We start from the raw sequence: 19,951 nt of genomic DNA, 5'->3' as shown, positions 1-19,951 counted from the left end.
GTGTCATGTTCAAATCCAAAACAGAATACCAGGAAATACTGATCAAGGGGATATGGAAGGAAAACCCCGTGGCCTACCAGGTCCTGGGGATCTGCTCTGCCCTGGCCGTCACGGTAAAAATGTCCACAGCCATTGTCATGGCCGTGGCCCTCACCGTGGTCACCGCCTTTTCTTCTTTGTCCATCTCTTTAATGCGCAAGCATATCCCTTCCAACATACGGATCATTGTGGAACTGGCCGTGATCGCCTCTCTGGTCATCGTCACGGACGAGGTGCTCAAGGCCTTTTTCTATGACATCTCCAAACAGCTGTCCATATTTGTGGGCCTGATCATTACCAACTGCATTGTCCTGGGCCGTGCAGAGGCCTTTGCCCTGGCCAATGACCCCATTGATTCCTTTGTGGACGGCATTGCCAACGGACTTGGCTACGGTCTTGTCCTGGTGCTGGTCGCCTTTGTCCGGGAACTGCTCGGATCGGGCAAATTTTTCGGTCTGCCAATCATCCCCCAATTTATCTATGATTTAGGATTCCAAAACATGGGGCTGATGGTCCTTGCGCCGGGCGCCTTTTTCATCATCGGCCTGCTGGTCTGGCTGAAAAATTCCCTTCCCGGTATTTCAAGCGAAAAAAGGAGTTAACCATGGGCGATCTTCTCAGCCTTTTTATCAATTCGGTTTTCATCGGCAATATCCTTTTGGCCTATTTCCTGGGGATGTGCTCGTTTATTGCGGTGTCCAAAAATGTGGAAACCGCTACGGGCTTAGGCTTTGCCGTTATCTTTGTCCTCACGGTGACCAGCCCTGTCAACTGGCTGATCTACCACGGGCTTCTGGCACCCGGGGCCCTGTCCTGGTTAGGTTTTCCAGACCTGGACCTCAGCTTTTTAAAATTTATCACCTTTATTGCGGTGATCGCCGCCATGGTCCAGGCCGTGGAAATGGTCATTGACCGGTATTCGCCCATGCTCTACGCAGCCCTGGGGGTGTTTTTACCTTTGATTGCCGTGAACTGCGCCATTCTGGGAACCTCGCTTTTCATGGTGGAACGAAACTACACCTTTGTTGAATCCATTGTCTTCGGGGCAGGGTCGGGCACCGGCTGGATGCTGGCCATTGTCTCCATGGCCAGCATCCGGAAAAAAACACGGTATTCGGATGTGCCCAAAGGCCTTGACGGCTTTGGGATCACCATGATCATTGCAGGGCTCATGGCCATGACATTCATGATGTTTTCAGGCATTACCCTCTAGGAGGCAACCTTGATTTATTTTATCAGCATACTGGTCTTTACCGCGGTCATCGGCATTCTGGTCATGGTTTTGCTTTTTGTGGAAGCCAAAGTCACCACCCAGGGAGAGCATAAGGTGACCATCAATAAAGACAAAGACATCACCGTGGCCGGCACCCCCAGCCTGCTGTCCGCCCTGTCTGCCAACGAAATTTTTCTGCCCTCGGCCTGCGGGGGCTCCGGGTCCTGCGGCATGTGCAAATGCACAGTCACCGAGGGTGGAGGCAGTATTCTACCCACGGAACTTGCCCATTTGAGCCGGAAGGACAAACTTGCGGGCAAGCGGCTTTCCTGCCAGCTTAAAATCAAGGAAGACCTGAACATTGACGTGCCTGAATCCATTTTCGGCATCAAAAAAGTTGAGGCCCAGGTGGTCTCCAATGAAAATGTGGCCACCTTTATCAAGGAACTGGTGCTCAAACCTGTGGAACCCATTGATTTTGAGGCAGGCGCTTATATCCAGATAGATGTGCCCGAGTATGATCTCAACTTCCAGGACTTTCATATCCAGAGCCAGTATGTAAGCGAGTGGAAAAAATACAACCTGCTCGAACTGACCTCCAAGGGGATAAAGCCCGGCTTCAGGGCCTATTCTCTGGCCAATCCCCCCCATGACAATGAGATCCTCATGCTCAACGTCCGCATTGCCACCCCGCCCCCGGGCACGGCAGGGATCCCCCCGGGATTCGGCTCTTCCTATGTCTTCGGCCTTAAACCGGGTGACCCTGTCACCATTTCAGGACCCTACGGGGACTTCATGGCCAGAAACACGGACAGGGAGATGTGCTTTATCGGGGGCGGTGCCGGCATGGCCCCCCTGCGGTCCCACATCCTTCACCAGCTGGACGGGATTGACTCGGGCCGGAAAATTTCATTCTGGTACGGGGCCAGATCCAAACGAGAGATGTTTTATGACGAGGATTTCAAGGATCTTGAAGCAAGATACAAAAATTTTTCCTATCATGTGGCCCTGTCCTCCCCTGAAAAAGAGGATCATTGGACCGGGCTTCAAGGCTTTATCCATACCCATCTTTGCGATGAATACCTTTGCAGCCACGAGGATCCTGCAGAAATCGAATACTATCTTTGCGGGCCTCCGCCCATGATCGATGCCATTATCAGCGGCCTCTACGAGATGGGCATAGAAGATGATATGATCTTTTACGATAAATTTTAGGATTGCTCTGCCTTGTCAAACCCTCGGGTTCATGATAGACAAACCCTCGATTTTACAAGAGGATAAAAATAATATGCAGATTGAATTTCTGGGAACATCCCTAAGAACCCCCCTGGTACTTGCCTCGGGGGTTCTTGGCAACAATAAGGCCATTCTGGAACGGGTCTGGGCGAACGGGTGCGGCCTGCCCACCATGAAGTCCATCGGCCCTGAGCCCAGGGACGGCCATCACAATCCCACGGTCATTGACCTGGGAGAGGGCATGATCAATGCCGTGGGCCTGCACACGCCCGGCTATCTCAACATGGAAGAGGAATGGCAGGATCTTGAAAACCGAAAATTTCCCGTTAATGCCAGCATTTACGGCGGATCTGTGGAAGAGTTTGCCCGGGTGGCGCAGTTTGTGGCGGCCAAGGGCCCTGAGTTTATTGAACTGAATATCTCCTGCCCCAATTCAGAGAGCCACGGCATGATCTTCGGGGTCAACCCGGAATCTTCATTTGCCGTGGTCTCTGCCGTAAAAAAGGTGACCGATATCCCTGTAATTGCCAAGCTCACCCCGGCAGCGCCTGACATCGGCACCATTGCAAAGGCCTGTGAAGAGGCCGGAGCCGACGCCATCTGCGCCATTAACACGGCAGGACCGGGCATGGTCATTGACATTGAATCCCAACAGCCGGTGCTGGCCTTTAAAAAAGGGGGACTGTCCGGCCCCATGATCCGGCCCATTGCCGTGCGCTGTGTCTATGATATCTATGAACAGGTCTCCATCCCCATCATCGGCCTTGGGGGGATCACCACCGGCGCCGATGCCGTGGAAATCATCATGGCAGGGGCCAGCCTTGTGGGCATGGGCACGGCCGTCCGGTACCGAGGAATCAATGTATTCAACAGGGTCAACCAGGAAATTGACGACTGGCTGAAAACCCATGCCACCTCCATTGACCAGATCATCGGCATTGCCCATGGAAAACAAAAACCTGTGAACCCAAAGGGGGAAAAATGATTACAGACCAGCGACCCGTGATGGTAAGGGTGGCCCGAAAACAGGTCCATTCTCCCTCCTTTGCCAGCCTTTATTTTGACCTTTCCATTAAATTTAAGCCAGGCCAGTTCCTCATGGTCTGGATTCCGGGTCTGGATGAAAAGCCCTATACCATCTCCCTTCACAGGCCAACCCAATTTGCCATTACCGTTGAGGCCAAGGGCCGGTTTTCAAAACGAGCCGTTGCCCTGGAAAAAGGAGACCAAATCGGCATCAGGGGGCCTTTTGGCAATGGGTTCAAGATCAGCCCTAAATCCAATATCGGGGTTGTGGCAGGGGGATGCGGCATGGCGCCTCTGGCCCCGCTTGTGGACCGGCTTGAAGCCTTGGAAGACAAAGATATCTTTTTTATCCACGGGGCAAGGTCCAAAGAGTTTCTCCTCTACCCGGACCGGTTTGCAACCCATCGAAACCTATGCACGGATGACGGGTCCCGGGGGCACAAAGGATTTGTCACGGAAATTCTGGAAGACCGATTAAAAAAACAAGGTCTGGACATGGTCTATGCCTGCGGCCCTGAAATCATGATGGCAAGGGTGTTTAAAATCTGTGAAGCCCATGCGATCCCCTGCCAGATCTCTTTGGAGCGGTATATGCGGTGCGGGTTCGGGGTCTGCGGGGCCTGTGTCTGCGGCAGCCAGGTGGTGTGCAAGGACGGCCCGGTGTTTGGCTCCAAAATCTTAAGGACCATGGAAGATTTCAACTCCAAGGCCTTGCTAAAATCAGGGCAGCCCGTGGCCATTGACCAATACGCATCATGGAGATGCCAATAATCCCGGCAAATGCCGGAGACAAAAAAACAGGAAAGATATTTATGGGTTACAAACAAGAGTTTATCGAATTTCTGGTCCAGTGCAAGGCATTGAGATTCGGGGAGTTTGAATTGAAAAGCGGGAGAATCGCTCCCTATTTTATCAACACCGGCATGTTTGACACCGGCGCCAAAATCCAGAAACTGGGCACCTATTATGCCCGGGCCATTCAGGCGCATTTTAAGGACGATTTTGACGGGATATACGGGCCGGCCTACAAGGGCATTCCTTTGTGCATCACCGCTGCCGCCGCCCTGGCCGACCAGGGCATTGACAAGGGCTATGTGTTTAACCGTAAAGAGGCCAAAACCTATGCAGACAAAAGCGCTGTGGTGGGCATGCCCCTGAACGCGTCAACCCGGCTCATCCTGGTGGATGATGTGATCACCTCGGGCAAGGCCATCAGAGAGTCTCTGGAAATCCTGAAAACCTGTGACAATCCAAAAGTTACAGGCATCGTTATCAGCGTCAACCGCCAGGAACGGGGCAAAACCGAAAAAAATGCCCTAAAAGAAGTGGCTGATACCCTGGGCATTCCCATTTTCGCCATTGTCACCATCTCTGAAATCATCGAGTTTCTTCACAACCGTGAAATCAACGGCCAAATCGTTCTGGACGACAAGATGAAAACAAAAATTGAGTCATACCTGGCTGAATACGGGGAAAAATAATCCCGGACCGGGGGGCGTATTGCCCCCTATGACAGGGGGGCACTGCCCATACAAGAGCCAGAGGCCTCCGGGGCAGCCCCCTTATTAAGGATACCGCACCATAATCCCCCTTTTCTTTAATTAATTTTTCCCTCAAAACTAAATACTTTCCCTGATTGCAACCCCCTTGCTTATTTACTATAAGAGCAAATATAATCTATGGAGGACGATCATGAGAGGAAAAAACCTCGTTCAGTTTATCCAGACCCTCACCCTTTTATCCAAATCCCAAGGGGCCACAAAAAAGGAGATGGCATCCAAACTGGACATCTCCATCCGCTCGGTATCCAAAAGCATCCAGGCCCTCGAAGAAATCGGTATCCCCATTTACGATGAACGCCCCCTCTTTGAACGGGAAAAATACTGGCATATCGAACCTGCCTATCTTGTCCGCATGCCCAATATTGATCTGCCGAAAATCACCCTGACCATCCCGGAAATCATTTCTCTTTGCATGCCTCCGGCGAAACCGCCATATTCAGGGAAACAAAAATCCATTCTCACATTAAAAACGGGCTTGCCAAACTCATGCATTTTGTTCCTGAAAAAACACAAAATGAGCTTGCCGGGCTCAAACAAATTTTCATTTCAAAAACCATTGGATCCAAAACATATGCCGGCCATGAAAAAACCATTGGAAAACTCACAGAGTCCATACTCAACCGAACCTCCTGCCAGATCAAATACCACGCGTTTTACAAGGACACGATTGAAAATGTGGAAATCGGCCCCCTTCACTTTTACGAAAACAACGGCGGGCTGTATCTCTTTGCATTGAAAATGCAAACCCGTGAAATCAGAACCTATGCGGTTGAACGGATCAAAACCATCCAGCGTCTCAAACGCAACGTAAATTACCCAAATCACTTTGACCCTCAAGCCGTCCTGAACTCCGCTTTCAACCTGACCCATGGCGATCCTGTCAGGGTAAAAATCCGTTTCTCCCCAAATGAGGCCCCGTACATCAAAGAAAAATCCTGGGCCGCCGACCAGCAGATCCAAAACCATTCAGACGGCTCTCTTACCTTGTCCATGACCATCTCGGGCCGCAGGGATGTCAAACGCTGGGTCATGTCTTTTGGTAAGGAGGCAAGGGTATTGGAACCAGAAGATTTAAGGATGGAGATTAAGGATGAGTTAAAATTTATGATAAATACATGAAAACTATTTCAGCATATTAGTAAATAAAGCTTGACACATAATTATCTTTTATGTTTTCCTAAAAGGGTCTCTATAATCATTTGATTTATTGAGTGGATTGAAACAGCATATCAGTAAATAGCTAATAGGCTCTTTCACAGTGAAAGAGTCTATCAGCTTTTTCAGAATTAGAAATTTTCAGGCCACAGGGAAAAAAATGATACCCTTTATCAGTGATGTCCGGTTAGGTTTTTGCTTGCTCAATAATTTTTTGATCTTTGACAATATTGTCCCTGTTTGAACTATGAGAGCCCTGCTCCTCGCACCCAAACAGGTCATTTAGAATGGCGGTTCGCAGCTGCCGAACTCTTTTGATCGTGACCTTTTCATTAAACTGTTTTTGGCAATGGATTGCCAGTAACAGGTAAGTGATAAGGCCGCCAAGAATCTGAACCATAAGGCCGTATTCACTGCGGGCAATGAGATGATATACCTTCAGATGTTCTTTCCACCATTTGAAAAAATCCTCAATGGTCCACTGGAGTTTATAAATTGTTGCTATTTGTTCCGCTGTTAAATCATGCCTGTCAGTTGCCACATAGTATTTGACGCCAGCAATTTTATAGCCAACAACCCGAACAGGCCTTTTCGTCTGGTTTTGATTCGGAGTACCAAGTTTAACCAGTGCATCATAAAAAATGTAGCTGTCGGAAGGGGTCTCGTGGTTATCAATAATTGTTCTTGTTGTCCTGGTTTTTATACGGCAGACAAAATGTTTGCCTTGCTCCTGAAGCAGGTCAAATTCTTTATGGGATTGATATCCACGATCCATAACACCTGTTTGCCCCTTGGAAAGTATTTTGGGAACAAAGGTGCGTTCAGCGCCGTTGCCTTCAGTCAAAAAGATTTTGTTTGGGATTCCGTGATTAATGTCAAATCCGCAATGTACTTTGGCTTTTTTACTTCCTTTTCTGTAGTTCGCCCAGTGCATTGAAAGGACTGCATTTATGAGACTACCGTCAATGGAAACCAACTCTCCTAACTCGGCGTGTTCACCCGGATGACACTCAAGAGCCTGTTTATAAAGATCCTCAAAGATAGAGTCCCCTGTGATTGATGGCTTCACAGAAACTACTACGGCTGATACCACCGTCTGGCGCAATATTTTCTTTAGCAAAAACATTCTCCTTGAGATCCTGAATTAAATGTCGGGCAGACTTGTGCTCCTGAAGATGGAAATAAACCAAAGCATTTATCTGGTCTTCGAATGTCATTTTTAAAGGGCGGTCTCCTCGAGATTGTAATTCCGGTGCTTTTGAAAGTGACTTTATCAGAGGGCACCTGAAATTGTCAAAGTTCAGGGACCGTAGTTGTTTTTTAGGGACTGAGATGTGCGTCATTTGAGCTCCTTGAGTTAAATTTTCAAGGCGCACAAAAATTTTTACGCACATTTGTCAACACAAAACAGACTGTTTTTTCAATGATTTTAGATGCTTTTTATATGCAACAACCTAACCGGACACTACTGACCCTTTATAGAAGATGCGTTAATACTACTCAAAAGCAATAAAATTGAATTTCTTATATTTTGCTTTATTGCGTATCTGCTTTACAAGGCAGAAATAACAATAACGTATCCAAGAAAAAAAGATCAAAACTCAAAATAGTTTTGGTTCATCCGATTAATGCGTACCTTTTATTGTGAAGGTCCAAAAGTTTCAACCTGAAAAACTCCGAATCCCTGTATCCATAAACTTTCCGTTTCATGGTTTTTATCTTGTTATTTGTCCCTTCTAAAGGACCTGTAGATATCCTGTAATCATAGTATGAAAGGATTCTTTGCCTGTGCACAGCCAAGGTCTTGGCAAATTTCATCAACATTGGAATTTTGGAAATATTGGCCAGATTGATCCAATTGCTGACTATCTTTTCAGCTGTTTCTTTTTTCTTTTGATTCCATATTTGCCTGAGTTCCTCTTTCATGTAGTAGACTACCAATAGCGGCTGATTTATTTTCAATGCTTCTTCTAACCGTTGGGCCTCCTTCTTGTCATCACTGAGGTTTTCGGGATTTTTTAACAAAAGCCACCGGACTCCCTTCAGAAGTTTTTGTTGCCCGGTATTGGCAAGAAGGTTGTAGAGCTTTCGCCTGAAATCCGACAGTTTCTCATTGAACAATTTAACAACATGAAATCTGTCAAAGACAATTGCTGAACCAGAAAGATTTTCAATAACAGCACTCAAGTATGCCGGGGACATATCGATGCTGACGGCTTTGATTTTTGCTTTCGATATTTTCACTTTTGTCCAAAAAGATTTCAAAGCTTCACCACCTTTTCCTTCTCCCACGTGCAGAATTCTACCGGATTCCAGATCCATCACGATGGTCAAGTATTTATGCCCTTTCCCTATGGAAATTTCATCTATGGCAATCTGCCGGACTTTCTCAAGGGGGATATTTCGATAACGCCTCAGCAGGTCTTCTTTCTGGATCTGCTTTATCGTATCCCAGCTGATCCTTAAATGGATGGCAATATCTTTGATTGTCATGAACTGAGACAACTCCAAGACATACCGTTCAAAAGCCCGGGTATAGCTTTTCCCCTCCTGGGCAAAGGATAGTTTGATTTGCCGGACAAATTGACAGAACGAACACCAAATTCTCTGGATAGCCGTCCTGAGAATCACGGGTTTTGAACCTACCGGTATTGTTCTGAGATCTCTTGTCACAATCCCTTTCCTGGTGACGGACCTGGAATTACATTCCGGGCATTTTACCGCCTCCGGTTTTGGTATGAGTTCAAAAGTGATTATTCCACCGATGAAACGTGTTGTTTTATAAAAGTAGTCACGAAGGCCAAAGGCATTGTATATGAAGCTTGTGGACATTAATTCATTCTCCGATTTTGTGCGAATAACACAAAAAAATTAGAACATGATCATGTTCACACCATCATTTCAAGCATAAAAATCCTTACTGTGTTATTGCCTTCCCAGTGATGTTTCTCAGTCCAGGTACGCGATTTTCTGATGAACCATAGTTTTTTATAGGACCGTTTTTGTCCCAGATCGGAACTATAGTTAAAAAAATCATGGAGACTTTCATATGTCAAAAAAGCTATATGCCCACAGCAAGGACGGTCAGCCCAGAGAAGACTGGCAAAAACTTGAGGTTCATCTCAAAAATGTCGCCCAAAAGGCATACGGCTTTTCAAAGGATTTCTGCTCTTCCGATTGGGCCTGGAATGCAGGACGCCTACACGATCTTGGCAAGGCCGCCGATGAATTCCAGGCCTATCTTCTTAGAGAAAACGGGCTTGATGATAGAAGGTACGATGGAATCGGAACCAGAAAAATAAATCATTCCAGTGCCGGAGCAGCCTTTGCAATGGAGGTGTTCGGCCCCCAGGTTGGATTGGTGTATGCCTATCTTGTATCCGGCCACCATGCAGGCCTGCCTGATTTTTATTCTTCAGAAACCGGACGGGCAGCCCTTCCATTCAGGCTTGACGAAGGTGAAAAGAATCTTTCAAATATCCGTCAGGAAGCAGACAAAATTGAAAAAAAGTCAGGTTCATCAGAAAATCGCGTACCTGGACTGAGAAACATCACTGGGAAGGCAATAACACAGTAAGGATTTTTATGCTTGAAATGATGGTGTGAACATGATCATGTTCTAATTTTTTTGTGTTATTCGCACAAAATCGGAGAATGAATTAATGTCCACAAGCTTCATATACCATGCCTTTGGCCTTCGTGACTACTTTTATAAAACAACACGTTTCATCGGTGGAATAATCACTTTTGAACTCATACCAAAACCGGAGGCGGTAAAATGCCCGGAATGTAATTCCAGGTCCGTCACCAGGAAAGGGATTGTGACAAGAGATCTCAGAACAATACCGGTAGGTTCAAAACCCGTGATTCTCAGGACGGCTATCCAGAGAATTTGGTGTTCGTTCTGTCAATTTGTCCGGCAAATCAAACTATCCTTTGCCCAGGAGGGGAAAAGCTATACCCGGGCTTTTGAACGGTATGTCTTGGAGTTGTCTCAGTTCATGACAATCAAAGATATTGCCATCCATTTAAGGATCAGCTGGGATACGATAAAGCAGATCCAGAAAGAAGACCTGCTGAGGCGTTATCGAAATATCCCCCTTGAGAAAGTCCGGCAGATTGCCATAGATGAAATTTCCATAGGGAAAGGGCATAAATACTTGACCATCGTGATGGATCTGGAATCCGGTAGAATTCTGCACGTGGGAGAAGGAAAAGGTGGTGAAGCTTTGAAATCTTTTTGGACAAAAGTGAAAATATCGAAAGCAAAAATCAAAGCCGTCAGCATCGATATGTCCCCGGCATACTTGAGTGCTGTTATTGAAAATCTTTCTGGTTCAGCAATTGTCTTTGACAGATTTCATGTTGTTAAATTGTTCAATGAGAAACTGTCGGATTTCAGGCGAAAGCTCTACAACCTTCTTGCCAATACCGGGCAACAAAAACTTCTGAAGGGAGTCCGGTGGCTTTTGTTAAAAAATCCCGAAAACCTCAGTGATGACAAGAAGGAGGCCCAACGGTTAGAAGAAGCATTGAAAATAAATCAGCCGCTATTGGTAGTCTACTACATGAAAGAGGAACTCAGGCAAATATGGAATCAAAAGAAAAAAGAAACAGCTGAAAAGATAGTCAGCAATTGGATCAATCTGGCCAATATTTCCAAAATTCCAATGTTGATGAAATTTGCCAAGACCTTGGCTGTGCACAGGCAAAGAATCCTTTCATACTATGATTACAGGATATCTACAGGTCCTTTAGAAGGGACAAATAACAAGATAAAAACCATGAAACGGAAAGCTTATGGATACAGGGATTCGGAGTTTTTCAGGTTGAAACTTTTGGACCTTCACAATAAAAGGTACGCATTAATCGGATGAACCAAAAGTCAACCATCTGACCCGGGACTATAAGGTCTCCATGGCCTTGTCAACGGCAACACAACCGGCCCTGCCAGGAATTGACCCGCCCTTCAACATCATTTCAAACCCATCCAAGCTGTATAAACAGCTAAAAAGGACAAAAACCATTTTCCCAAAGGATATGAAAACCCCGTCCACCTGGAAAGACATCGCCCGAGACCTGACCTGCCATAAACAGGTGCTCTGTGTGGTCAACACCCGCAAAGATTGCTTTGATCTTTTTCAGCTCATGCCCCAAGGCACCATCCATCTTTCAGCCCTGATGTGCGGGGAACATCGATCAAAGGTCATCGAAAAAATCAAAAAAGCCCTCCAAAAAGGCCTTCCCATCCGGGTCATCTCCACTCAATTGGTGGAGGCAGGTGTGGATATTGATTTTCCTGTTGTTTACAGGGCCCTATCCGGGCTGGATTCCGTGGCCCAGTCAGGGGGGCGTTGCAATAGGGAAGGAACGCTCAACACGGTTGGCAAATTAGGCAGGATCGTTGTGTTCATCCCCCCAAAACACTCACCCGGCGGATTGCTTCGCAAGGGAGAAGATACAACCAGGGAATTAATACATACGGGTAAAATCAATCTCGATCATCCTGACATCTTTGACCGGTACTTTTCCCTTTTTTACGGTAAAGTCAACGATACGGGCGACAAATTTAAAGACTGGCTGATCAAAGACGCGCCTGATCTTCATGTTCAATTCAGGACGGCAGCAAAAGCCTTTAACCTGATTGAACAAACTTCCCGCCCCCTTTTTGTAACCTATGGGAACAGCGGGAAATTTCTTGAGGAACTGCGCCACATCGGGCCCACACGGGAAAATATGCGCAAACTTCAAAGATATTCAGTTAATGTTTCCAAAACAGATTTTGAAAAAATAAAACACCAGGGACTTATAGACGAGGTGTGGCCCGAATTCTGGGCCTGGCTCGGTCCCTACAGCAATTCCCATGGCCTGGATATTTTTGGCCAGGGCTGGGCACCAGAGGATTTAATCTCCTAATATAATAAAAGAGGTGGACCATGAAAGGTTTTTGCCTGGAGGTCAGCGGGCCCTATGCCTGCTTTACCCGGCCGGAAATGAAGGTGGAACGCGTCAGCTATGATGTGATCACCCCGTCTGCGGCCAGGGCAATTTTTGACGCTGTTCTATGGAAGCCTGCCATATTCTGGCAGGTAAAACGAATTGAGGTACTCTCCCCCATCAAATGGATATCTGTCCGGCGCAATGAAGTGGGAGCTGTGGCCTCACCCCGGAAAAAACAAATATTCATTGATGACAACAGGCAGCAAAGAGCGGGGCTTTTGCTCAGGGATGTCAAATATCGATTATTTGCCGAGTTTGAATTCATCCCCCCGGAAAAAAGGAAAAAAGTGTTAAATCCCCTGCCGGAATACCTGAATGATACGGCAGAAAAGGCAATGCTCCGAAAAGATGAAACCCCTTCCAAGTATGCGGCCATGTTTGAACGGCGGGCAAAAAAGGGCCAATGCTTTAACCAGCCCTATCTGGGGTGCCGTGAATTTTCCGCCCAGTTCCGCCTGGTAAATCCTGTTGCAGAACCGGCGACTCCGGTTGAAGAAAACCGGGATCTTGGCTGGATGCTTTATGACATGGATTTCTCAGATCCCCAAAATATTAAACCTCTGTTTTTCAGACCCCAAATGAAAAATGGGATCATTACGGTTCCGGATAGAAAAAACTCAGAGGAGGTGCTGGGATGATACTTCAGGCACTTAAGGAATATTATGACCGAAAATCATCTGAGCCGGAGTCAAAAATGGCACCATTGGGATTTGAGTATAAAGAAATTCCTTATATCATCACTTTAAAACCTGACGGGACACCCATCAACATCAATTCAACCTATGAAGGCCAGGGTAAAAATAAAAGAGCGAAAAAATTTTTGATCCCCCAGGCAGTCAAAAAGACAAGCGGTGTCGCAGCGAATCTGCTTTGGGATAATCTGGAATATGCCCTGGGAGTACTCTTAAAGGAAGCACCAGAACGGGTAGCAAAACAGCATGAGGCATTCAAGGAGAAAATCCAAGCCTTAGAAAATAACCAAGAACAGGGCCTTTTTGCTGTTAGCCAATTTCTGATTAAAGAAGATAAGACTGAAATTCTTTCTGGATTTGGACAGGCTTGGCAGGAACTTATTGAGGATAAAAAAGCCAATGTGACATTCCAGCTTGCCAAAGATACCTGCATTATTTCGGAACGGCCTGAAGTAAAATCCATCATTTCCCGGGCAGCCGATTCAGGCAGCCATAAGGATGGTACCATTTGCCTTGTGACCGGCAAACAGGTCTCTTCGGAAAGACTTCATCCCGCCATAAAAGGGGTGTACGGCGCCCAAACCGCCGGTGCCAACATTGTCTCGTTCAACCTTGAGGCATTTAAATCCTTTGGCAAAAACCAGGGGGATAACGCGCCTATGGGTAAAAATACTGTTTTTGCCTATACCACGGCCCTAAACTATCTGCTGTCCAGGGATTCCGGTCAACGGATGCGGGTAGGAGATGCCTCTACAGTGTTCTGGGCTGAAAAAGCCTGTGACCTTGAACAGCAACTGCCAAATTTTTTTGGAGAGCCGCCCAAAGATGATCCAGACCGGGGGGTAAAAGCTGTGGAGAGTCTTTTCCGGTCGGTTGAAAACGGAGCGTACTTAGAAGGAGATAACAAAAAAAATAAATTTTATGTACTGGGCCTCTCCCCCAATGCCGCCCGTATTGCCGTCCGTTTTTGGATAGTGGACTCGGTCTCCAATATGGCAGAAAAAATAAAGCTGCATTTTGAGGATATCCGCATTATCCACGGCCCAAAGGAGAGGGAGACACTTTCCCTTTTCCGGCTCCTGGTATCAACGGCGGTCCTTGGAAAATCAGAAAACATCCCCCCAAACCTTGCAGGAGAAACCATGCGGTCGATTCTCCAAGGATTGCCCTATCCCCAAACCCTGTTAATGGCAGCCCTTCGACGTATCCGAACGGAACAGGCTGTCACCTACGCCCGGGCGTCCCTGATCAAAGCCTGCATAAACCTATCAATTCGATTTAAACATCCCCATATAAAGGAGGAACTTCACATGAGCCTGGATGAAAACAATACTAACATCGGCTACCGGTTAGGAAGGCTGTTTGCCACCCTTGAAAAAATTCAGCAGGAAGCCAGCCCCGGTATCAACGCAACAATCCGAGACCGTTTCTATAGTTCTGCATCCATGACCCCACGAACAGTCTTTGGTAACCTCTTAAGATTAAAAAATCATCATCTGTCCAAGTTAAACAACAATGGCCGCAAAATATATTTTGAAAATTTATTAAACCAAATTATCAACGACATCCCTGCCGACCTTGCGTTCCCGGCCCATTTAAATATTGAAGACCAGGGGCGATTTGCCATTGGCTATTACCATCAGATGCAAAAATTCTTTACAAAAAACACAAAAAATCAAAAAGACAAATAAAAACAAGGAGAACCTAAACATGAACGAATCCAATAAGAAAGAGATCATCACAAACCGCTATGACTTTGCCTTGATTTTCGATGTAAAAGACGGGAACCCCAATGGAGATCCTGATGCCGGGAACCTGCCCAGAATCGATCCTGAAACCGGACACGGCCTTGTCACGGATGTCTGCCTGAAAAGAAAAGTTAGAAATTATATTCAAATTTTAAAAAAAGCAAAAAAACCATTTGATATATTTATTAAGGAAAAGGCTGTCCTCAACACTCTCATTGACCAGGCCCATGAACAGGAAACTGTAGAGAAGATAAAAAACAAAGGCGATAAAACAGAAGTTGCCAGAAAATGGATGTGCCAAAACTATTATGATATCAGGACCTTCGGCGCTGTGATGAGCACGGGGAAAAATGCAGGCCAGGTCAGAGGGCCTGTCCAAATGACCTTTGGAAGATCTGCGGACCCGGTTGTCACTCTGGAACATGCCATTACCCGGATGGCCGTTGCAACCGAAGCAGAGGCTGAAAAACAGCAGGGAGACAACAGAACCATGGGCAGAAAAAATACCATCCCATACGGGGTTTATATGGCCCACGGATTTATATCCCCCCATTTGGCCGACCAGACAGGGTTTAGTAAAACTGATCTTGCCTTATTCTGGGAATCGCTGGTTAATCTGTTCGAGCTTGACCGTTCCGCAGCCAGAGGACTTATGTCGACCCGAAAATTAATCATTTTTAAACATGACTCTGCCTTAGGTAGTGCACCAGCCCATTCATTGTTTAACAGAATCTCAATCACAAAAAAGGATGAAAACACCCCCCCCCGTGATTTCAGCGATTATGAATTAAAAATCAATGAAACAGGCCTACCCAAGGGTGTTACCATTGAAACAAAATAGCCGGGTAGTTTCTAATGATAGATAATTCTGATCTTCTACCCCTGTCCGCCCTGCAGCATTACCTATTCTGCCCAAGGCAGTGCGCCCTGATCCATGTGGAGCGGCTATGGTTTGAAAACAAATTCACTGCCGAGGGCAAGGTCATGCATGAACGGGTGGACAAGGGGGGTGACCGGGACCGGGGGGAGGTAAGGGTTGAATACGCCCTCGGCCTGACCTGCCGGCAACTTGGCTTGGTGGGAAAAGCCGATGTGGTGGAGTTTCATCTTGCCGATAAAAAAAAACAAATATGGATGCCCTATCCTGTGGAATACAAAAGAGGGCGGCCCAAAAAAGACAATATCGACAAGGTCCAGCTCTTCGCCCAGGCCCTTTGCCTTGAAGAGATGTACGATACCCGGGTTGAAAAAGGAGCCCTGTTTTACGGGAAAACCCGCAGGCGGCAAAAAGTGGACTTTACCCAGGAACTCCGACAGGAGACCAGGGACACGGCCCGCAGACTCCATACAATGATCCGGGACAGAATCACGCCAGCCCCTGACTATCATCAAGGCAAATGCAGAAACTGCTCATTTATTGACTTTTGCATGCCCCGTGTCTGCGGGAAAAAATCAGTCCAGGCCTATATGAAAAAAATGGTGGAACCCAAATGAAAAAACTATTAAACACCTTGTTTGTCACCACCCAGGGCAGCTACCTTTCCAAAGAGGGGGAAGCCATTGCAGTCAAAGTGGAAAAAGAAATAAAACTGAGGATCCCCATACACACCCTGTCAGGTATTGTCTGCTTTGGCAATGTATCCATGAGCCCTTTTCTCATGGGATTTTGTGCGGAGAAGGACGTTGCCGTATGCTTCATGACCCAGTATGGAAGATTTTTAGCCCGGATCAAAGGCCCGGTTTCCGGGAATGTTCTTGTCCGCCGGGAGCAATATCTCCGTGCAGACAAAGAAGATATCTCCTCCCGGATCGCTGCTGCCATCCTGTCGGCCAAAATATCCAACTGCCGCAGGGTGCTGCAGCGGTTTCTCAGGGATCACAAAGATAAAACAGAAGATGGCCGGATCCAAAAGGCCGTAAACCATCTGGAACGATCCATGAGAGATATCTCCGGTCCTCTTCTCACCCTTAACCGGATTCGGGGCATTGAAGGAGATGCCGCTGCCGGTTATTTTCATGTCTTTGATTCTCTGATTACGGCACAAAAAAAAGAGTTTTCCTTTACCGGAAGAAACAGACGGCCACCGCGGGATGAGGTCAATTGCCTGCTTTCATTTTTGTATACCCTTCTTATGCATGATGTCAGATCCGCCCTTGAATCTGCAGGCCTTGATCCAGGGGTTGGTTTTCTGCACAGGGACAGACCCGGGAGAGCCGGACTGGCCCTTGATATGATGGAAGAGTTCAGACCCTTGATTGCCGACCGCCTGACCTTGACCTTAATAAATCTTGGTCAGGTGAACAAAAATGACTTTTTTAAAAAAGATTCAACCGCAGTATACATGACGGATGAAGGCAGGAAAAAAGTTCTGGTTGCATACCAAAAGAGGAAACAGGATCAGTAGTGTCCGGTTAGGTTGTTGCATATAAAAAGCATCTAAAATCATTGAAAAAACAGTCGGTTTTGTGTTGACAAATGTGCGTAAAAATTTTTGTGCGCCTTGAAAATTTAACTCAAGGAACTCAAATGACGCACATCTCAGTCCCTAAAAAACAACTACGGTCCCTGAACTTTGACAATTTCAGGTGCCCTCTGATAAAGTCACTTTCAAAAGCACCGGAATTACAATCTCGAGGAGACCGCCCTTTAAAAATGACATTCGAAGACCAGATAAATGCTTTGGTTTATTTCCATCTTCAGGAGCACAAGTCTGCCCGACATTTAATTCAGGATCTCAAGGAGAATGTTTTTGCTAAAGAAAATATTGCGCCAGACGGTGGTATCAGCCGTAGTAGTTTCTGTGAAGCCATCAATCACAGGGGACTCGAACAACTGCAATTTATCTTTGAGGATCTTTATAAACAGGCTCTTGAGTGTCATCCGGGTGAACACGCCGAGTTAGGAGAGTTGGTTTCCATTGACGGTAGTCTCATAAATGCAGTCCTTTCAATGCACTGGGCGAACTACAGAAAAGGAAGTAAAAAAGCCAAAGTACATTGCGGATTTGACATTAATCACGGAATCCCAAACAAAATCTTTTTGACTGAAGGCAACGGCGCTGAACGCACTTTTGTTCCCAAAATACTTTCCAAGGGGCAAACAGGTGTTATGGATCGTGGATATCAATCCCATAAAGAATTTGACCTGCTTCAGGAGCAAGGCAAACATTTTGTCTGCCGTATAAAAACCAGGACAACAAGAACAATTATTGATAACCACGAGACCCCTTCCGACAGCTACATTTTTTATGATGCACTGGTTAAACTTGGTACTCCGAATCAAAACCAGACGAAAAGGCCTGTTCGGGTTGTTGGCTATAAAATTGCTGGCGTCAAATACTATGTGGCAACTGACAGGCATGATTTAACAGCGGAACAAATAGCAACAATTTATAAACTCCGGTGGACCATTGAGGATTTTTTCAAATGGTGGAAAGAACATCTGAAGGTATATCATCTCATTGCCCGCAGTGAATACGGCCTTATGGTTCAGATTCTTGGCGGCCTTATCACTTACCTGTTACTGGCAATCCATTGCCAAAAACAGTTTAATGAAAAGGTCACGATCAAAAGAGTTCGGCAGCTGCGAACCGCCATTCTAAATGACCTGTTTGGCTGCGAGGAGCAGGGCTCTCATAGTTCAAACAGGGACAATATTGTCAAAGATCAAAAAATTATTGAGCAAGCAAAAACCTAACCGGACATCACTGAAACAGGATGAAATTTTCCATCCCTTTATCGAAGAAAAAATTTTGGTGGGACAGCTTTTCCATATTCAGGCGCTTTTAATGAACCGATATATGCGCAACGATATGGACGGATATCCGCCGTTTTTCTGGAGGTAAATCAAAATGATGGTTCTTGTCAGCTACGATGTTTCAATAAATAAAAACGGCCATAAAAGACTTCGAAGGGTTGCCAAAGCCTGCAAAGATTACGGGCAAAGAGTTCAATTCTCAATTTTTGAATGCAATGTTGATCCTGCGCAATGGACCCTTCTCAGGCAAAGATTATCAGATGAAATCAATCCTGAAACAGACAGCCTGAGGTTTTATTTTTTGGGTTCCAATTGGAAAAAGAGAATCGAACATATTGGAGCAAAAAAAGGAGCAGAGATTCCCATGGGGAAACCAGTGCCCCATGACTTTTATTTTGAGCTGAGTTTGCCGTCTTTGATGATCTTGTTTGCCATGGAAACAAGGTCTTCTGGAAGGGTCAGGTCAAGTTTCTTGGCCACATCCATATTGAAAAACAGGTTTAAATCTCTGGGATCGGTGATGTACCGGGTGGGAATGTCTGCGGGTTTGGCACCCTTGATCACATCGACGGCCAGCCTGCCGGTTACCCTGCCCATCTTGTAATAGTCTAATCCACAGGCCGCCAGTACGTCGGTGGTGTCGGCAGAACCTGGGTCCGAGGAGATCACCGGAATCTTATGGGCCATGGCAACCGAGGTCACGTCGGCCAGGGCCGTGAAAACGGTAAAATCTGCGCTCACGTATATCCCGTCTACCTTGGGGGCAATGGTCTGAACCGCCGACTTTACCTTGGATGGGTCGGGGCCGGTCAGCGTGGCTGCCACAAATTTAATACCCAGGGCCTTGCAGACCTCCTTGGCAACCTCGGCCTGGGCAGCGGCATCAGCCTCATGGGAACAATAAACATGACCCAGGGTTTTCAAAGGCTTGATCCGATGCAAAAGCATGATCTGCGCTTTGACCGGGGGCATATTTGAGGTGCCGGTCACCCATTTTTCAACATGTTTTAAGGATTTTAAAAGAGTGGCGGATTTCGCAAGACCTGCCTTCTTGGGGTCCATGACGGCACAAAAGAGCACGGGCCGGTCCTCAATGTTCCAGGCCAGGGACTGGGCTGCCATGGCGGTGATCCCCACGGCAATATCCACCTTTTCAACCACAAATTTCCGGGCAATGGAATTGGCGGCAGACCTGTCGGCTTTGGCATTCTGCAGGTCAAACCCGGCATTGGGCAAGCCTTCCTTCACCCCGTCCTGGATCCCCTGCTCAAGTGCATCCAGGTCCGGGTGGGTCATCAATTTTGAAATACCGATGAATACATCTTTTTCAGCCTAGGCTAAAGAAAAGGTACCCACCAGGACCGCCACAATTAAAATCAGTATTTTTTTCATTCAAACTATCCTCTTGCTGTTTTTTTTGATCTTGCAGGCCTTTTACTGAAGTAAAAGAGTTCACCCGGTCATTTTCAGCCTTGCCATTAAATTAGAACGGCCATTGTATAGGGTCGCGATAAAAATGCAAG

17 protein-coding genes and 3 pseudogenes are annotated in these 19,951 nt (G+C 46.5%); 17 read left to right on the top strand and 3 right to left on the bottom strand.

Annotated elements, in window-relative coordinates:
- The first annotated feature begins 5 nt into the window (after positions 1–5).
- From HUN05_06665 to HUN05_06635, 7 genes are all read left to right on the top strand, one after another.
- Positions 6–641, top strand: a complete 636-nt coding sequence (locus tag HUN05_06665; GenBank protein ID WDP84870.1) for an NADH:ubiquinone reductase (Na(+)-transporting) subunit D — start codon at positions 6–8, stop codon at positions 639–641.
- A gap of 2 nt (positions 642–643) precedes the next feature.
- A complete protein-coding gene (gene nqrE, locus HUN05_06660) occupies positions 644–1,252 on the top strand; it encodes an NADH:ubiquinone reductase (Na(+)-transporting) subunit E (GenBank protein WDP84869.1) in 609 nt (202 codons plus the stop codon).
- 9 nt (positions 1,253–1,261) lie between these two features.
- Positions 1,262–2,467, top strand: coding sequence for an NADH:ubiquinone reductase (Na(+)-transporting) subunit F (locus tag HUN05_06655; protein ID WDP84868.1), 1,206 nt, complete (start codon positions 1,262–1,264; stop codon positions 2,465–2,467).
- A 73-nt stretch (positions 2,468–2,540) separates the two neighbouring features.
- Entirely contained in the window at positions 2,541–3,473 is a 933-nt protein-coding gene (locus tag HUN05_06650; GenBank protein ID WDP84867.1) for a dihydroorotate dehydrogenase, read from the top strand.
- A complete protein-coding gene (locus tag HUN05_06645; protein ID WDP84866.1) occupies positions 3,470–4,285 on the top strand; it encodes a dihydroorotate dehydrogenase electron transfer subunit in 816 nt (271 codons plus the stop codon). Before HUN05_06650 ends, HUN05_06645 begins: the two co-directional genes overlap by 4 nt.
- A gap of 41 nt (positions 4,286–4,326) precedes the next feature.
- A complete protein-coding gene (pyrE, locus tag HUN05_06640; GenBank protein ID WDP84865.1) occupies positions 4,327–4,995 on the top strand; it encodes an orotate phosphoribosyltransferase in 669 nt (222 codons plus the stop codon).
- Positions 4,996–5,484: 489 nt separating this feature from the next.
- Positions 5,485–6,195 carry a WYL domain-containing protein gene (locus HUN05_06635; protein WDP84864.1) on the top strand — a complete coding sequence of 237 codons (711 nt, stop codon included), beginning with the start codon at positions 5,485–5,487 and terminating at the stop codon, positions 6,193–6,195.
- Positions 6,196–6,418: 223 nt separating this feature from the next.
- On the opposite strand, the pseudogene HUN05_06630 reads toward HUN05_06635, so the two are convergent.
- Together HUN05_06630 and HUN05_06625 are read right to left on the bottom strand one after the other, a co-directional pair.
- Positions 6,419–7,574 (bottom strand): annotated as a pseudogene (locus HUN05_06630) (IS4 family transposase).
- Between the two features lie 274 nt (positions 7,575–7,848).
- Positions 7,849–9,063 carry an ISL3 family transposase gene (locus tag HUN05_06625; GenBank protein ID WDP84863.1) on the bottom strand — a complete coding sequence of 405 codons (1,215 nt, stop codon included), beginning with the start codon at positions 9,061–9,063 and terminating at the stop codon, positions 7,849–7,851.
- 217 nt (positions 9,064–9,280) lie between these two features.
- On the opposite strand from HUN05_06625, the gene HUN05_06620 reads away from it, so the two are divergent.
- From HUN05_06620 to cas2, 10 genes and pseudogenes are all read left to right on the top strand, one after another.
- A complete protein-coding gene (locus HUN05_06620) occupies positions 9,281–9,808 on the top strand; it encodes a CRISPR-associated endonuclease Cas3'' (GenBank protein WDP84862.1) in 528 nt (175 codons plus the stop codon).
- An 85-nt stretch (positions 9,809–9,893) separates the two neighbouring features.
- The gene (locus tag HUN05_06615) at positions 9,894–11,108 is read left to right on the top strand and encodes an ISL3 family transposase (GenBank protein ID WDP84861.1); all 1,215 of its coding nucleotides are present in this window, start codon (positions 9,894–9,896) and stop codon (positions 11,106–11,108) included.
- Positions 11,109–11,154: 46 nt separating this feature from the next.
- A complete protein-coding gene (locus HUN05_06610) occupies positions 11,155–12,147 on the top strand; it encodes a hypothetical protein (GenBank protein WDP84860.1) in 993 nt (330 codons plus the stop codon).
- Positions 12,148–12,167: 20 nt separating this feature from the next.
- Positions 12,168–12,869 (top strand): type I-C CRISPR-associated protein Cas5, encoded by a 702-nt coding sequence (gene cas5c, locus HUN05_06605; GenBank protein ID WDP84859.1) that lies wholly within the window; start codon positions 12,168–12,170, stop codon positions 12,867–12,869.
- Positions 12,866–14,614: a type I-C CRISPR-associated protein Cas8c/Csd1 gene (gene cas8c, locus HUN05_06600; GenBank protein ID WDP84858.1), complete on the top strand. Its 1,749-nt coding sequence runs from the start codon at positions 12,866–12,868 to the stop codon at positions 14,612–14,614. Before cas5c ends, cas8c begins: the two co-directional genes overlap by 4 nt.
- Before the next feature lie 19 nt (positions 14,615–14,633).
- Complete coding sequence (gene cas7c, locus HUN05_06595; GenBank protein WDP84857.1) at positions 14,634–15,512, top strand: type I-C CRISPR-associated protein Cas7/Csd2; 879 nt, start codon at positions 14,634–14,636, stop codon at positions 15,510–15,512.
- Between the two features lie 14 nt (positions 15,513–15,526).
- Positions 15,527–16,165, top strand: a complete 639-nt coding sequence (gene cas4, locus HUN05_06590; protein ID WDP84856.1) for a CRISPR-associated protein Cas4 — start codon at positions 15,527–15,529, stop codon at positions 16,163–16,165.
- A complete protein-coding gene (gene cas1c / locus HUN05_06585) occupies positions 16,162–17,076 on the top strand; it encodes a type I-C CRISPR-associated endonuclease Cas1 (protein ID WDP84855.1) in 915 nt (304 codons plus the stop codon). The genes cas4 and cas1c overlap by 4 nt, the downstream gene beginning before the upstream one ends.
- A 122-nt stretch (positions 17,077–17,198) precedes the next feature.
- Positions 17,199–18,368, top strand: a complete 1,170-nt coding sequence (locus HUN05_06580) for an IS4 family transposase (GenBank protein ID WDP87953.1) — start codon at positions 17,199–17,201, stop codon at positions 18,366–18,368.
- Between the two features lie 154 nt (positions 18,369–18,522).
- Positions 18,523–18,789, top strand: a pseudogene (gene cas2, locus HUN05_06575) (CRISPR-associated endonuclease Cas2).
- Between the two features lie 29 nt (positions 18,790–18,818).
- Here cas2 and HUN05_06570 read toward each other — a convergent pair.
- Positions 18,819–19,820: pseudogene (locus tag HUN05_06570) on the bottom strand (ABC transporter substrate-binding protein).
- Positions 19,821–19,951 lie beyond the last annotated feature (131 nt).

Origin of the sequence: Desulfobacter sp., from assembly GCA_028768545.1 — a bacterium.
In the GTDB taxonomy this organism is placed as follows: Bacteria; Desulfobacterota; Desulfobacteria; order Desulfobacterales; family Desulfobacteraceae; genus Desulfobacter.
Note: the sequence above shows the minus strand (reverse complement) of the source record. Positions and strands in the feature narration are given on the sequence as shown.

What these genes read in the sequence shown, in the direction of transcription:
- HUN05_06665 (WDP84870.1), top strand. Translation starts at nt 6, where the DNA reads ATGTTCAAATCCAAAACAGAATACCAGGAAATACTGATCAAGGGGATA.
- nqrE (WDP84869.1), top strand. Translation starts at nt 644, where the DNA reads ATGGGCGATCTTCTCAGCCTTTTTATCAATTCGGTTTTCATCGGCAAT.
- HUN05_06650 (WDP84867.1), top strand. Translation starts at nt 2,541, where the DNA reads ATGCAGATTGAATTTCTGGGAACATCCCTAAGAACCCCCCTGGTACTT.
- HUN05_06645 (WDP84866.1), top strand. Translation starts at nt 3,470, where the DNA reads ATGATTACAGACCAGCGACCCGTGATGGTAAGGGTGGCCCGAAAACAG.
- pyrE (WDP84865.1), top strand. Translation starts at nt 4,327, where the DNA reads ATGGGTTACAAACAAGAGTTTATCGAATTTCTGGTCCAGTGCAAGGCA.
- HUN05_06625 (WDP84863.1), bottom strand. Translation starts at nt 9,063, where the DNA reads ATGTCCACAAGCTTCATATACAATGCCTTTGGCCTTCGTGACTACTTT.
- HUN05_06620 (WDP84862.1), top strand. Translation starts at nt 9,281, where the DNA reads ATGTCAAAAAAGCTATATGCCCACAGCAAGGACGGTCAGCCCAGAGAA.
- HUN05_06615 (WDP84861.1), top strand. Translation starts at nt 9,894, where the DNA reads ATGTCCACAAGCTTCATATACCATGCCTTTGGCCTTCGTGACTACTTT.
- cas5c (WDP84859.1), top strand. Translation starts at nt 12,168, where the DNA reads ATGAAAGGTTTTTGCCTGGAGGTCAGCGGGCCCTATGCCTGCTTTACC.
- cas8c (WDP84858.1), top strand. Translation starts at nt 12,866, where the DNA reads ATGATACTTCAGGCACTTAAGGAATATTATGACCGAAAATCATCTGAG.
- cas7c (WDP84857.1), top strand. Translation starts at nt 14,634, where the DNA reads ATGAACGAATCCAATAAGAAAGAGATCATCACAAACCGCTATGACTTT.
- cas4 (WDP84856.1), top strand. Translation starts at nt 15,527, where the DNA reads ATGATAGATAATTCTGATCTTCTACCCCTGTCCGCCCTGCAGCATTAC.
- cas1c (WDP84855.1), top strand. Translation starts at nt 16,162, where the DNA reads ATGAAAAAACTATTAAACACCTTGTTTGTCACCACCCAGGGCAGCTAC.
- HUN05_06580 (WDP87953.1), top strand. Translation starts at nt 17,199, where the DNA reads ATGACGCACATCTCAGTCCCTAAAAAACAACTACGGTCCCTGAACTTT.